The sequence below is a fragment of the Streptococcus infantis genome (assembly GCF_047463315.1).
Classification (GTDB): Bacteria; Bacillota; Bacilli; order Lactobacillales; family Streptococcaceae; genus Streptococcus; species Streptococcus infantis_AB.
In genome coordinates, this window is sequence record NZ_JASHEB010000002.1 from 281,053 (window position 1) to 294,245 (window position 13,193).

The window sequence follows — 13,193 nt, forward strand, 5'->3', positions numbered from 1 at the left end:
AGAATAGAAAGGTATAATTTTTTTAGAAGGAATGAAAACAGTGAAATCAATTAAACGAATCGCCCTCTCTATCATGGGAGTGGCCATGCTATTAGTCTTAACAGGCTGTGTCCAGGTTGATAAAGCAACTGGACAACCAACAGGATTTATTTGGAATACAATTGGAGCACCTATGGCTGAAGCTATCAAGTACTTTGCTACTGATAAAGGGCTAGGCTTCGGGGTCGCTATTATTATCGTAACCATTATCGTCCGTTTGGTCATTTTGCCACTTGGTATCTACCAATCATGGAAGGCAACTCTTCACTCTGAAAAGATGAACGCCCTCAAGCATGTTCTTGAGCCACATCAAACTCGTCTGAAAGAAGCAACTACTCAGGAAGAAAAACTTGAAGCCCAACAAGCCCTCTTTGCTGCTCAAAAAGAGCACGGTATCAGTATGTTTGGCGGTGTAGGATGTTTCCCTATCCTCATTCAAATGCCTTTCTTCTCAGCAATCTACTTTGCAGCTCAACATACAGAAGGTGTTTCTGAAGCTAGCTTCTTAGGAATCGCACTTGGTTCTCCAAGTTGGATTCTTATCGCCTGTGCTGGTGTTCTCTACTACGTCCAATCGCTCCTTTCACTACATGGAGTTGAAGACGAGACTCAGAGAGAACAACTCAAGAAGATGATTTACATGAGTCCAATGATGATTGTCATGTTTTCAATTTTCTCACCAGCCAGCGTTACGCTTTACTGGGTTGTCGGTGGTTTCATGATGATCCTTCAACAATTCATCGTCAACTACATCATTCGTCCAAAACTTCGTAAAAAAGTACGTGAAGAATATGCCAAGAACCCACCACAAGCAAGCAAAACTTCAGCTACTCGTAAAGATGTAACTCCTGAATCAGCTGCAGTTATCTCAACTTCTGCTAAGAAGAAAAATAAAAAACGCAATTCTGGAAAACAACATTCTAGATAAAAAATAAAAAGCTTAGCATTCGAGCTAAGCTTTTTTATATCAGAAAAGCCCGATGTTCCCATCAGGCTTCTTTTTATCCATGTACACGTTTCATGTAATCTTGATAACTTTCTGTATCCATCAATTCCTTAGCGTTCTTCACACGATCTGCTGTTGGAGGTTTAACCCCTTCAAGTGAATACGGAATGCCAAGCTCGCGCCATTTGAATTCTCCCATAGTGTGGTAGGGTAGGATTTCAAACTTATCAACGTTTTTAAGAGTTTTTACGAACTTACCAAGTTCAATCAAATCTTCATCACGGTCTGTCAATCCAGGCACAAGAACGTGACGAATCCAAACAGGTTTCCCAATATCTGACAAGTACTGAGCACATGCCAAGATATTTTTATTGGTTTGACTGGTTACAATCTTGTGTTGTGCTTCGTTGATTTCCTTTATATCAAGAAGAACCAAGTCTGTCACGGCCATTAACTTGTTGAATTTTTCTAGATAGCGTGGTTTATTACGGAATGGAAGGGCACAAGTATCCAAGGTACAGTGGATTCCTTTTTCTTTTGCTTTTGTAAAGAGAGCAATCAAGAAATCAATCTGCAAGAGAGCTTCTCCTCCACTGACTGTGATACCTCCCTTGTCTCCCCAGAAACCACGATAACGAAGCGCTTCTTCTAGAACATCATCTACTGTTCGTACACGAGATTTATTGGTTTCCATCGCCCATGTGTCAGGGTTATGGCAATACTGGCAACGCATCTGACAGCCCTGCAAAAAGACAATGAAACGAATCCCAGGGCCATCTACCGCCCCAAAACTCTCTGTCGAATGCACCATTCCTGTCACTTGTCCATAGTCAATTGTTTCTTCAGACATCACGTCACCTTCCTTGAAACCGTTTTATAGCTTTATTATATCATGCCTGAAAAGAAAAACCACAGATTTTGTCTATTTTTTAGAAAACAAACTGTTTTTCACTTTCAACTTTCATGATTTTCAAAAATTCTTCTAATCCTTGTCAAAGTCAAACCCATAGAGAGTCGCAAAATAGTCCTCAGGTCGCTCTGCTCTGCGGATTAGTCGTGCACCACCGTCCTCTGTGTAGAGAATCTCTGCTGAACGAAGTTTCGCATTGTACTGGTAACCCATAGAGAATCCATGCGCACCTGTATCATGAATGACTAACAGATCACCAATTTCTGTTTGAGGTAGTTCACGATTAACTGCAAACTTATCGTTGTTTTCACAAAGTGAACCAACAACATCAACCACTTCAGTCAGACCGTCAGGATGCATCATATTGGTGATGTGGTGATAAGCTCCATACATAGCTGGTCTCATCAGGTTAACAGCTGACGCATCTACTCCAAGATAAGTCCGATAAGTCTTCTTTTTATGGGTTACTTTAGTCACTAGAATTCCATGAGGCGCTAACATAAAGCGTCCTAGTTCTGTAAAAATCTTAACTTGACCAAGACCTGCTGGCGTAAGAACTTCTTCATAAACCTGACGAACACCCTCACCAATTAAAGCAATATCATTTGACTCCTGGTCCGGACGATAGTTAACACCGATTCCTCCAGAAAGATTGATGAAGTCCAGCGAAATACCTAACTTTTCCTTGATTTCTACAGCCAGTTCAAAAAGCTGGCGCGCCAATTCTGGATAATAGAGATGAGTAACAGTATTGGAAGCTAGGAAGGAATGAATCCCAAAAGTTTTTGCTCCCTTTTCTTTCAAGATAGCAAAGGCTTCAAAGAGCTGTTCCTTTGTCATCCCAAACTTAGCTTCACCAGGACTATCCATAATGTCCGTTCCTAGTTCAAATACGCCTCCAGGATTGTAACGACAAGAGATAATCTCAGGAATCCCCGCAGCGCGCTCTAAATGGTCGATATCTTCAAAGGCATCCAAGTTGATAGTCGCCCCTAATTCACGGGCATAAGCGTACTCTTGGTCTGGTGTATTGTTAGATGAAAACATCATCTCCGCCCCTGAAAACCCGAGCTTATGACTCATTAAGAGTTCTACATAACTAGAACAATCCACTCCACATCCTTCTTCTTGCAAAATCTTCAAGATAGCTGGAGTTGGGGTTGCCTTAACTGCGAAGTATTCTTTAAAGCCTTTATTCCAAGAGAAGGCTTTGTTTACTGCGCGTGCTTTCTTGCGAATACCTTTTTCATCGTAGAGATGGAATGGAGTTGGAAACTCTTCAACAATCTTTTCTAAGTCTTCACGTTTAATAAATGGCGTCTTCATAGGGCTCCTTCATATTCATTATCAAAGAAAGGCTGGGACGAAAGTTCCAACCTTTAAGCATCTTATTCTCTCTTATTTTTCTGTTTCGAAGATGTTCCCAACTTCAACTTCAATTTGTTGGTTCTTCACATCAATATTGGTAACTTTTAAGAGTGATTTGTAGTCAAACTGCTGTTCACGATCTTCCTGCGCATTATCAGCAAAGACAGCTACACCAGCTAACTCAGAATCAAACTCTGTTAAAAGGCTAATCATACCGTTAATCGTTCCTCCGCCTTTCAAAAAGTCATCAACAATCAGGACACGGCTTCCTGCCTTAAGGCTACGTTTTGAAAGGAACATTTTTTCAATACGGTCGCTAGAACCTGAGACGTAGTTAACACTCACAGTTGAACCTTCTGTGATTTTCAAGTCACGACGAACAATGACAAAAGGTACGTTGAGAACATTTGCTACTGCATTTGCAAGCGGAACCCCTTTGGTCGCTACCGTCATAACAGCATCAATCTTTTGGTCCATAAAGCTCTTAGCAATAATGCGACCGATATTTTTTAAAATAGCCGGAGTACTAAGGAGATCAGACAAATAAATGTAGCCTCCTGGCAGAATGCGGTCACTCTCTGAAAGTTTATCACGAAGCTCTTGGATAATTGTTTTAGACTCAAGGGTAGAGATAGAAGGTGTGAAAATAACCCCACCACCAGCACCTGTCACCGTTTGAATATGGCCGATTTCAATTTCTTCAAAGGCGCGCTTAATAATGACAATATCTTCTGAAATAGAAGATTTGGCAGATTCATACTTTTCCGCGAAGGTATTGAGACTGGTTAATTTGTATGGATTGTTAATCAAATAATTGGAAATAACAACCATCCGATCACTTCTTCTTAATTTCATTAGTTATTCACCATTCTTTTTAATTAGTCTTTTTCTCATTATAACACACTAAAGCAAAAAAAACGAACTTTATTGTCTAAATAAAGCTCATTTTTTTAGTTTCTAGTCTAATTTTGGCTTGTAGAAGGAACGATTGTCCATTGCAAAGACTTTATTGGTCATTTCACCCTCATCAACAAGGGCGAGCGCTGTTGACATCATCATCATACTCGCATCCAAATTATCAATCATATGAATAATTTCAGCTTCCATAACACGAGGACGAACAGGACTACCATACTCGAGTAATCCATGGTGGCTGAGAATCACATGGCGCAGAAGCACCACTTCTTCTCGAGTATCATCAATGCCAAGTTCCATAACTGCTTTGGTAATCTCGCTATCAATCAAGGCGATATGCCCGATAAGATTTCCTCTCACTGTATACTCTGTCTGGTCCGGACCTGTTAACTCAATAACCTTAGCCAAGTCATGAAGCATAATTCCGGCGTAGAGCAAGCTCTTATTGAGTTGTGGGTAGACATCTGCAATTGCCTCTGCTAAACGAACCATAGTCGCTGTATGATAAGCAAGCCCTGTTTCAAAGGCATGGTGGTTGGTTTTTGCAGCTGGATAAGAATAAAATTCTTTATCATATTTGGTATAGAGGGCCCGAACGATTCGTTGCCAGATGGGATTTTCAATCTTGAAAACCATCTGTGCCATGTACTCACGGATTTCTTTAACATCCACTGGTGATTTGACCTTGAAGTCTGCTGGGTCATTGGGTTCGCCAGGCTGAGGTAAGCGAAGGGTGATTTGATTTACCTGTGGAGTGTTGTTGTAAACTTCACGACGCCCTTGCATGTGGACTACTTTTCCTGCAGTAAAGGCCTCAACGTTATGAGGTTGAGCATCCCAGAGCTTTCCTTCGATTTCCCCACTATCATCTTGGAAGGTGAAAGCTAGGTAATTTTTCCCAGCACGCGTCTGTCTCAGATCGGCTGATTTGATCAGGTAAAAGCCCTCGAACAGTTCATCTTTTTTCATGTGACTAATCTTCATATTCTTCCTCATCTTCTCGGAACTGGAGCAAATCAAGCATAGGCTCACCTTCTGACAATTCAATATGTCGGAGAGTTCGCTCGATAGCTGAAGTACGACGGTTTAGTAATTCATCAATATTACCAGTGGCATGTTGGAGGTGTTTTTGCGCTTTAACCAGAATACCACCAAACTTGCCAAACTCGGTCTTGACACTGACAAGAGTCTTGCTGATATGGTCGGCACTCTTTTGGATATTGAGAGTTTTGAAGCCAACTGATAGAGAGTTAAGAAGGGCTGATAAGGTACTTGGCCCTGCAACGATAATCTGCTCCTCCCGTCTCAAATCATCAAAGAAAATCGGATTGCGAACAATCTCTGAATAGAGACCTTCTGTCGGGACAAACAATACTCCAAAATTGGTTGTTCGAGGTGGCGCCAGATACTTACTCTTGATATCCTTTGCAAAACGCTTAACACTCGTTAAGAGTGACTTACGGCAGCGCTCAATCTCTTCCTTGTCACCTGATTCATAGGCTTCTTCTAGGCGGTAATAATCCGCCAATGGAAACTTAGAGTCAATCGGTAGATAAACATATTCTTGGTCGCCTTGCCCAGGCAACTTGATGGCGTACTCGACTCGCTCACTCGAATTTTCAACCGTTGCAAATTCTCGTTCATACTGGGCAGGTGTCATGATATCTTCAATAATCTGTCCCAGTTGTAATTCACCCAGAATTCCTCGGGTCTTGGTTCCAGATAAGACCTTATTAAGCGCACCGACATCTCGCGCCACCGTCTGCATTTCACCTAGGCCGCGATTAACAGATTCCAGTTGTTTTGAAACTGTCTCGAAAGACGCTTGCAAGCGTGTCTGCAAGGTCTTTTCTAACTTTTCCTCGACCGTTTGGCGCATCTGCTCTAAACGTTGCTCATTTGACTCCTGCAAGGCCTGTAGTCGTTGGTCAGTCTTATCTCTGGTTTGGAGGAGGTTTTCATTCATCTCCTGTCGAACCTGGGTAAGACCTTGGTGCAATTCGATTCGCACCTCCTGCAAACGGTCGCTAACAGCCACTTCTAGATTTTTTTGGTCCAGCTGGCTTGCTTGTCGCGCTTGTTCAAATCGATAATCTAACTGGTCTGAAAGGTTATCTGCCTGATCTTCTAAACTTTTGGTCAGGTATTTCTCCTGCTTTCCCTGCCTCTGCCAAATAAGAAAGAGGCCGGCTAGGTTAGCAATTAGTAACAGTAGTAATATAATCTCCATCCTATCTCCTGTCCTTGCTATGCAGCACGACTACATAGCCATCTGGGCAAGTCACCGAAACTTCCCTATCTATATATTCGTTAGAAGCGTAAACTTTCTTAAAGAAAAAATTCGCCTCTGTCAGTTCATACTTGGCTCCGATAATAGTCAACTGACTATCCCGAACCGGCATAAAGGCCAGATAATCGTAGTCCGAACGTGGCTCTAGCTGACTGGTCCCTTCTGGACAATAGGCAATCAAATTTTGCCCATCCTCAATCTCTATTTGGCGCATATAGGGTGCTAATTTGGGATTGCTAGGAAGAAAGACATTAGCCAGCATATGGTCAATACGACCACCTAGGGCACCAAAAATGGTCACCTGAGCTTGAGGACTTTTTTCAAAAATCGTTAACAGTGCTAGTTCCAGATCGGTATCATCTTTTTCTGGCTGGGCTTGAACAAAATGCTGGGCACGTTTTTGAATCAAATGACGTTCTTCTACAGTCACAGAATCAAAATCCCCAACGGCTAAAGCAAGAGGAAGTTTTTCCTCCAGTACCCAAAGTGAGCCTCGATCCACACCGACAAAGCAGTCAAAATCTGTCCGATAGTGACCGCGGTCTCCGCCTGCAAAAACCGCAACTTTAGTCCAGTTGTTTTCTGAGAGCTTGCACTCGTTCATTGACATCTCCCTTAAAGACATAGGACCCTGCTACAAAGATTGTTGCACCAGCTTCTTTGGCTTGAGCTATGGTCTGATCATCAATTCCACCATCCACTTCAATTTCAAAATTCAATCCTTTTTCCTCACGAAGGGCAGCCAATTCACGTACCTTATCCATGGTTTCTGGCAGAAAGGCTTGCCCACCAAATCCAGGGTTAACTGTCATGACTAATACTTGGTCAACTAAGTGTAGCACATACTTGATAGCCTCAACAGGTGTACCTGGGTTAATGACAACCGAAGGTTTAACACCGAGAGAACGAATCTTTTGAAGAGCTCCGTGGATATGAGGAGTTGCTTCAACATGGATGCTGATGATATCTGCTCCAGCACGAGCAAAATCCTCTAAATGATGTTCAGGATTAGAGACCATCAAGTGGCAGTCAAAGACCATCTTGCTGTGGGGACGAAGAGCCTCGACCACACCTGCACCAAAACTGATTTGGGGTACAAAGTGACCATCCATGATATCGATGTGGGCATATTCAGCCCCAGTTGCTTCTAAGCGTTTGATTTCACGTTCAAAGTTGGCATAATCCGCTGCCAGAATTGACGGAGCAATCTTGTATTGAGACATAGGTTTCTCCTTATTTTGGAATTTTTTTGCTGACCTTTTTATAGGTTTCTCTGCGATTTTCAATCTCACTGAGGAACTGCAGGTAGTTGTCGAAACGGAAGTTCGCAATGATGCCCTCTTCTACTGCTGGTTTCACTGCACAAGATGGCTCATGGGTATGGGTACAAGTGCGGAACTTACAATCACGACTGACACTAGCAATCTCTGGAAAGGCTCGATTAAGGTCTTCTGCTGTTGTTACTTCGTAATCCAGCGATGAAAAACCTGGTGTGTCTGCGATTCTCCCACCATTGAGATTGTAAAAACTAACAGCTCGAGTAGTATGGCGACCGCGACCTAGACTATCAGAGATTTCTCCTGTCTCAAGATTAAGATCCGGTGCGATTTTATTGAGGAGGGTTGACTTTCCAACACCCGTTTGCCCCATAAAGACCGTCACTTTGTCTGTCAACAGAGGTAAGAGCTCTTCTTTACTGGTCACAAAGTCATAACCAATAGCACAATAGGTCTGCTCGTAAAAATCCAGTTCTCCCTCATCTTCCAGTAAGTCCATTTTTGAAATATAGACGATAGGATGAATGCCCTTGTGCTCCAAAAGAACCAAGAACCGATCCAATAAGTTGCTATTAAAGTCAGGTTCTTTAACGGACATAATGACAACGGCTTGGTCAATATTGACAATGGGTGGACGAACCAGACTATTTTTTCGTTCGTGAATTTCCAAAATATATCCTTCTGAGTTCTCTTCTGCAGAAAAATCTACCCAATCCCCAACATAGGGTGTGTGGCCTTTTTTACGAAAATTCCCACGCGCACGTGTTTGATAAACCTTGCCATCACTCTCCACATAGTAGAAACCCGCCAAGGCTTTAATGATTTGTCCCTGCATCTTAGAGCCCTTGTCCTTTAAGTGCGTCTGCTAGACTGGCAAATTCTTCTAAACTAAGAGCTTCACCACGTACACTTGGTGACAAGCCAGCTTGCTCCAAAGCCTTGGTCAACTTATCCTTAACTTCCTCGGTCTTCCCAAAGTAACCTGTCAGATTATTCCACAAGGTCTTACGGCGATGGGTGAAACTAGCCTTGGAAACTTTAAAGAAGAATTTCTCGTCTTCCACTGCTACAGCAGGTTCTGGGCGTCTTACCATTTTCAGGATAGCTGAATCCACATTTGGTGCTGGCACAAAGACCGTACGAGGTACGATAAAGGCAACCTTGGCAGTCATATAATACTGAACGGCAATCGACAAACTACCATATGCCTTGGTATTTGGTTGAGCGGAGATACGATCTGCCACTTCTTTTTGCATCATGACGACAAACTCACTAAAAGGAATCCCACTTTCAATCAAGTGCATGAGAATAGGCGTCGTGATATAGTAGGGCAAGTTGGCTACTACCTTGATTGGCAAGTCAGGATTTTTAAAATTTTGGATATGCTGCGCCAAATCAACCTTGAGAATGTCCTCGTTGACTACGGTCACATTGTCAAAATCACGCAGGGTATCCGCTAGGATTGGCACCAAACGGTGGTCAATCTCAAAGGCCATGACTTCAGCTGCACGTTCAGCTAGAAATTCCGTCAAGGCACCAATCCCTGGCCCGATTTCGATAACATTGACTTGATCATCAATCTCAGCCGTATCCACGATTTTTTGAAGGATATTGGTATCGGTCAAGAAATTTTGCCCGAAGGATTTTTTAAAGGTAAAACCGTGACGCTCCAGTACTGCCTTGGTCACGCTATAATCTGCAATTCTCATTTATTCTCTTTTCTAATTATTAGCTAAAAATAATATATAGAAACAACATAATTCCTGCCAACAAAATCCAAAATACAAATAGAACACGATGTTTGTTCCCTTTTGTATCGGCTCCAGTCATATCAAGCTGTTTTTTATCTTCTTGGGGGTTCATTTTCTTCAATTCATCCTGATATGCAACCGAATCTAGAATATTGTCTTCTGGAAATAATTCTGAAGCGTAATAATCAGGAAAGCCCATAGCAAGGCCTATTAAGTTCTCATCCGTTAGAGAAAAATCTAAATCTTTGGGTTGATTTTCCCGAATAGCTCGGATATTTTTTAACAGTTTATCAGCGACTACAGAGACTTGGTCCATAAAAACTACATCCAAAAGATCAAATCCTAACACATCGCCATCTTTTACGTTTGCAAGAATATAACGAACAAAGGCATCATATAGTTTCAAGGCTTGTGGGACATTCTCTTCTAAAAAAGACCGATTTTGGAGGGCGTTTTGCTGGAATTTTTCAATAGGAATCAAGATATCTACATTCTGCTCTTGGTAAAACTTTTCTGCTTGCTCTTCATCTTCTTCGAGTTTTTCTGCTGTTTCCCAGAGAGCAATAGGAGCTTTTAAATCTTCTTCATCCCAAAACAATTGCCAAAAATAAGGTATTGTGTAAATTCCCTCTGTTAGAATACGGGCTTCATCTCCGTTTTTTAAGTAAATATAACTTCTATTTGCCATATCGTTTCCCTTCACAATCTTTGAAAAAGGTTACTGGTTCAAGTAAGTGTGGATAAAACTATAAAGTTTCCCAATGTAAAGATCTTTCTAATCTTGAGCTCTTCCTTCTTGTTCCTCACTAAGTTTTTGCATGTCTCTAAAAGCTGTTAGGCTAACATAGGCACCCGCTTCATAGTATTCCGTCGGGTTTATGGCATAGTCAAAACCTTCAATCATGCCTCCAGCTTCTTCAATCATGCCATTCCACTTTTCATCAAAAACCATTCTCAGACGTTTCCAATCGGTAAAGACTGGGACGGAATTTCGCCCATCTTTTCCTTCTCTAACGGGAATATTAAAGTTAGCGTCTTTTTCCAAAACAAAGGAATTTCCTTCTGAATTATCCTCTGGGAATCCTGATGTTGCATCTAATGGAAGCAAGAATTTTGCTTTAGGCATAGCCATAGAGAAGAACTTGTAGTAAAGTCCATAAACTAGTTCTTGCTCTTCTGTAGTCGGTTGGTCCATCTGCCCCATCAAGAGCATCCATCTTACTAGGTCAGGATTCATGACAGGCACTTGTATTTCTGGTAAATCAGAAAAATCTGGTTTTTGAACCAAGGCAGAGGCACTGATGCTGACTTCCTTGGAATTAAAGATTGCTCCCAAGGCACCATTTAGGTAAAAGGCTGTCCCAAGGAAATTTTCAATCCCTTTTTTATCTTCCGTATTTTCAATCAGTTTTACGACTGAGTTTGGTCGGCTTTCAATGGTTTTCTTGAATTGGCGATACCAAGATGGTGTCAAAAGCATGATCATGGGATCAGTGCAGAGATACCCTTCTTCTCCTCTGTCATAGGTCGTTGAGAAAAGATAGGGTTCTCCTGTTTTTTCCGAATAAACTGCATAAACTGAATCTGCTACTAACAACTTGTCCTTGACGATTTCCGCGAGGCGTTCCAACTTGCGAGTGTTGGATTGATAGCTTTCTTCACTTTCAGTTTCCTGATTTTGACGGCATTTCCATAAAAAGAGACGTAAAATCTCTACGCTGTCATCAAGGCTAGCTGCCAAATAGTCTTCATTTGTTAACTGACCCTCTTGGATGGCTACAAAAGCACGATAAAGAGCATCTGAATAGCTAGATAATGTTTGCTCTTCCTCAACACCTGAACTAAAGAGCACACTTCCTTTTTTCAGTTTATCCAAAGAAGGAGTCATATCAACCACTACATGGGCAAGAACTTGATCCGTTAGACTATCTGCATCTTTGTTTTGACTGCTGAGTTTTTTAACCTCTACAGTACCAAGACTTTCCATTCCTTGGTCAGGATTGCAAAACTGCAACTGATCTCCAACCTTGAGCCTACCCTCTAGACTCCCAACAATCAATAATTGGTTCGTTTCCTTCATCGGGAACAAATCTAGAACACCCACGCAAGCATTGTCTTTCGCCTCTTCTGCTTCCTTATTGGATTCAGTTGTTTTTGTTGCTTCAGTCTTTTTTAAAAAATCAAAGATTCCCATAACTTTTCCTCATCATCTCCACTTAGCACAATTTTTATGGAGTCACTTTTCTAATGCTTGCTACCAAGCCTGATTAAACCGTTTATGATTACTTCTATTGTATCACATTCCCTCCACATTTTGGTGGAGTTTCTCAATTCTCATAATATTTCATGGCCTCTTCAATTTCTGCTAAACTAATGCCAAATAACTCTAAACGTTTGAGGAGCTGTTTACCATTTGAATAACCGATACGAAGGTTCTCTCCTAGATATTCTCTGCGTTTTCGGCTATCTGCTCCGGCTAGAAAACCAAGGCGAATCAAGTCACTACGGCTAATATCAAAGTCTCTTTCTGCTTCAAACTGCTCAGTGACCTGTTCTAGTGCTGTCTTCAAGTCTTCGTAGCTAGCATGCTCAATTCCTAGAGAACGTCCCTTTGTCTTAGATTTTGGCACTGCCTCATCACGTTTGAGAAAGGCGTGCTGAACTGTCGGAATGGCCGTCATAATCATCCGACGAATGCGTTCCCCGTTAAAATCAGGATCTGTAAAAACAATCACCCCATGACGTTGGTGTAAACGTTGGATTCGTTCAAGATCTTGTTCATTGATCGCAGATCCACGAGTCTCATAAGTCTCCACATCAAAAAAACGTTTGAGATTGGTCGTATCATCGCGTCCTTCAACTACGATGACTTGGGAAATTTTCTCTTTCATGATTTACGTTCCAATCCAAAGATTCGTTCTGCATTGGTACTTGTCGCAGCTGCCAATTTTTCTGTCGTCAGACCACGTAAGTCCGCGATAAAGTCCACTACATAGCGCGTGTAAGCTGTCTTGTTTTCACGACCACGCTTGGGTACTGGGGCTAAATAAGGCGCATCTGTCTCTACCAAAATCTTATCCAAAGGTAACTCTTTGGCTGCTTCCTGAATATCTGTCGCCTTCTTGAAGGTCACCACTCCAGAAAAGGAAATTGTCATACCAAGCTCCACAAACTTCTCAGCCCATTCCAGAGAACCAGAGAAGGAGTGCATGATGCCGCCACGAGGTCCGACTCCCTCACTCTTGATAATCTCATAGGTGTCTTCTAGCGCATCACGGGTATGAACCACAAAAGGCAAGTCCAGTTCCTTAGATAGCTGAATCTGACGACGGAAAACTTGTTCCTGCACTTCTTTAGGTGCTGTCATCCAATGATAATCCAAACCAATCTCACCCAAGGCAACAACTTTAGAATGTTTTAGTTTTTCTAGCAAGTAATTCTCAACTTCCTCTGTATAGGTCCCTGCCTCTGTCGGATGCCAGCCAATCGTCGCATAGAGTTGGTCATACTTGTCCACTAGTTCAAGAGCACGCTCAATAGTCGGTTTGTCAAAACCAACAATATTCATCCGAGACACACCCATCTCAGCTGCTAAGGCAAGCTCTTCTTCTTCACGTCCCAAAAATTCCTCTATATTTAAATGTGTATGAGTATCAAAAATCATTTATATTTCCTCGTTTTTTCTACCTTCTATTAT

At 41.9% G+C, this 13,193-nt stretch carries 14 protein-coding genes; 1 reads left to right on the forward strand and 13 read right to left on the reverse strand.

Annotated elements, in window-relative coordinates; all coding sequences use genetic code 11:
• The first annotated feature begins 40 nt into the window (after nucleotides 1-40).
• Nucleotides 41-967: a membrane protein insertase YidC gene (gene yidC, locus QM857_RS03400; protein WP_414275098.1), complete on the forward strand. Its 927-nt coding sequence runs from the start codon at nucleotides 41-43 to the stop codon at nucleotides 965-967.
• Between the two features lie 73 nt (nucleotides 968-1,040).
• Here yidC and pflA read toward each other — a convergent pair whose 3' ends face one another.
• The 13 genes from pflA to QM857_RS03465 all read right to left on the reverse strand — a co-directional run bounded on the left by pflA (nucleotide 1,041) and on the right by QM857_RS03465 (nucleotide 13,160).
• Nucleotides 1,041-1,835, reverse strand: coding sequence for a pyruvate formate-lyase-activating protein (gene pflA / locus QM857_RS03405; protein ID WP_004251620.1), 795 nt, complete (start codon nucleotides 1,833-1,835; stop codon nucleotides 1,041-1,043).
• 132 nt (nucleotides 1,836-1,967) lie between these two features.
• On the reverse strand, nucleotides 1,968-3,221 hold the full coding sequence (locus tag QM857_RS03410) for a diaminopimelate decarboxylase (protein ID WP_414275067.1): 1,254 nt from the start codon (nucleotides 3,219-3,221) through the stop codon (nucleotides 1,968-1,970).
• Between the two features lie 72 nt (nucleotides 3,222-3,293).
• Nucleotides 3,294-4,118 carry a pur operon repressor gene (purR, locus tag QM857_RS03415; protein ID WP_006147832.1) on the reverse strand — a complete coding sequence of 275 codons (825 nt, stop codon included), beginning with the start codon at nucleotides 4,116-4,118 and terminating at the stop codon, nucleotides 3,294-3,296.
• Nucleotides 4,119-4,220: 102 nt separating this feature from the next.
• Nucleotides 4,221-5,162 (reverse strand): 3'-5' exoribonuclease YhaM family protein, encoded by a 942-nt coding sequence (locus tag QM857_RS03420; protein WP_414275068.1) that lies wholly within the window; start codon nucleotides 5,160-5,162, stop codon nucleotides 4,221-4,223.
• Nucleotides 5,152-6,408, reverse strand: coding sequence for a DNA recombination protein RmuC (gene rmuC, locus QM857_RS03425; protein WP_414275069.1), 1,257 nt, complete (start codon nucleotides 6,406-6,408; stop codon nucleotides 5,152-5,154). Before rmuC ends, QM857_RS03420 begins: the two co-directional genes overlap by 11 nt.
• A 1-nt stretch (nucleotide 6,409) precedes the next feature.
• Nucleotides 6,410-7,072: a thiamine diphosphokinase gene (locus QM857_RS03430; protein ID WP_414275070.1), complete on the reverse strand. Its 663-nt coding sequence runs from the start codon at nucleotides 7,070-7,072 to the stop codon at nucleotides 6,410-6,412.
• On the reverse strand, nucleotides 7,035-7,691 hold the full coding sequence (gene rpe / locus QM857_RS03435) for a ribulose-phosphate 3-epimerase (RefSeq protein ID WP_414275071.1): 657 nt from the start codon (nucleotides 7,689-7,691) through the stop codon (nucleotides 7,035-7,037). The genes QM857_RS03430 and rpe overlap by 38 nt, the downstream gene beginning before the upstream one ends.
• A 10-nt stretch (nucleotides 7,692-7,701) precedes the next feature.
• Nucleotides 7,702-8,580 carry a ribosome small subunit-dependent GTPase A gene (gene rsgA / locus QM857_RS03440; protein ID WP_414275072.1) on the reverse strand — a complete coding sequence of 293 codons (879 nt, stop codon included), beginning with the start codon at nucleotides 8,578-8,580 and terminating at the stop codon, nucleotides 7,702-7,704.
• A gap of 1 nt (nucleotide 8,581) precedes the next feature.
• Nucleotides 8,582-9,454 (reverse strand): 16S rRNA (adenine(1518)-N(6)/adenine(1519)-N(6))-dimethyltransferase RsmA, encoded by an 873-nt coding sequence (gene rsmA, locus QM857_RS03445; protein WP_414275073.1) that lies wholly within the window; start codon nucleotides 9,452-9,454, stop codon nucleotides 8,582-8,584.
• A gap of 19 nt (nucleotides 9,455-9,473) precedes the next feature.
• On the reverse strand, nucleotides 9,474-10,184 hold the full coding sequence (locus tag QM857_RS03450) for a dimethyladenosine transferase (RefSeq protein ID WP_414275074.1): 711 nt from the start codon (nucleotides 10,182-10,184) through the stop codon (nucleotides 9,474-9,476).
• Nucleotides 10,185-10,271: 87 nt separating this feature from the next.
• Nucleotides 10,272-11,690 carry an SseB family protein gene (locus QM857_RS03455; protein ID WP_414275075.1) on the reverse strand — a complete coding sequence of 473 codons (1,419 nt, stop codon included), beginning with the start codon at nucleotides 11,688-11,690 and terminating at the stop codon, nucleotides 10,272-10,274.
• 133 nt (nucleotides 11,691-11,823) lie between these two features.
• Nucleotides 11,824-12,387, reverse strand: coding sequence for a ribonuclease M5 (rnmV, locus tag QM857_RS03460; protein WP_414275076.1), 564 nt, complete (start codon nucleotides 12,385-12,387; stop codon nucleotides 11,824-11,826).
• Nucleotides 12,384-13,160, reverse strand: a complete 777-nt coding sequence (locus tag QM857_RS03465; protein WP_414275077.1) for a TatD family hydrolase — start codon at nucleotides 13,158-13,160, stop codon at nucleotides 12,384-12,386. The genes rnmV and QM857_RS03465 overlap by 4 nt, the downstream gene beginning before the upstream one ends.
• Between the last annotated feature and the right edge of the window lie 33 nt (nucleotides 13,161-13,193).

What these genes read in the sequence shown, in the direction of transcription:
- pflA (WP_004251620.1), bottom strand. Translation starts at nt 1,835, where the DNA reads ATGTCTGAAGAAACAATTGACTATGGACAAGTGACAGGAATGGTGCAT.
- QM857_RS03410 (WP_414275067.1), bottom strand. Translation starts at nt 3,221, where the DNA reads ATGAAGACGCCATTTATTAAACGTGAAGACTTAGAAAAGATTGTTGAA.
- purR (WP_006147832.1), bottom strand. Translation starts at nt 4,118, where the DNA reads ATGAAATTAAGAAGAAGTGATCGGATGGTTGTTATTTCCAATTATTTG.
- QM857_RS03420 (WP_414275068.1), bottom strand. Translation starts at nt 5,162, where the DNA reads ATGAAGATTAGTCACATGAAAAAAGATGAACTGTTCGAGGGCTTTTAC.
- rmuC (WP_414275069.1), bottom strand. Translation starts at nt 6,408, where the DNA reads ATGGAGATTATATTACTACTGTTACTAATTGCTAACCTAGCCGGCCTC.
- QM857_RS03430 (WP_414275070.1), bottom strand. Translation starts at nt 7,072, where the DNA reads ATGAACGAGTGCAAGCTCTCAGAAAACAACTGGACTAAAGTTGCGGTT.
- rpe (WP_414275071.1), bottom strand. Translation starts at nt 7,691, where the DNA reads ATGTCTCAATACAAGATTGCTCCGTCAATTCTGGCAGCGGATTATGCC.
- rsgA (WP_414275072.1), bottom strand. Translation starts at nt 8,580, where the DNA reads ATGCAGGGACAAATCATTAAAGCCTTGGCGGGTTTCTACTATGTGGAG.
- rsmA (WP_414275073.1), bottom strand. Translation starts at nt 9,454, where the DNA reads ATGAGAATTGCAGATTATAGCGTGACCAAGGCAGTACTGGAGCGTCAC.
- QM857_RS03450 (WP_414275074.1), bottom strand. Translation starts at nt 10,184, where the DNA reads ATGGCAAATAGAAGTTATATTTACTTAAAAAACGGAGATGAAGCCCGT.
- QM857_RS03455 (WP_414275075.1), bottom strand. Translation starts at nt 11,690, where the DNA reads ATGGGAATCTTTGATTTTTTAAAAAAGACTGAAGCAACAAAAACAACT.
- rnmV (WP_414275076.1), bottom strand. Translation starts at nt 12,387, where the DNA reads ATGAAAGAGAAAATTTCCCAAGTCATCGTAGTTGAAGGACGCGATGAT.
- QM857_RS03465 (WP_414275077.1), bottom strand. Translation starts at nt 13,160, where the DNA reads ATGATTTTTGATACTCATACACATTTAAATATAGAGGAATTTTTGGGA.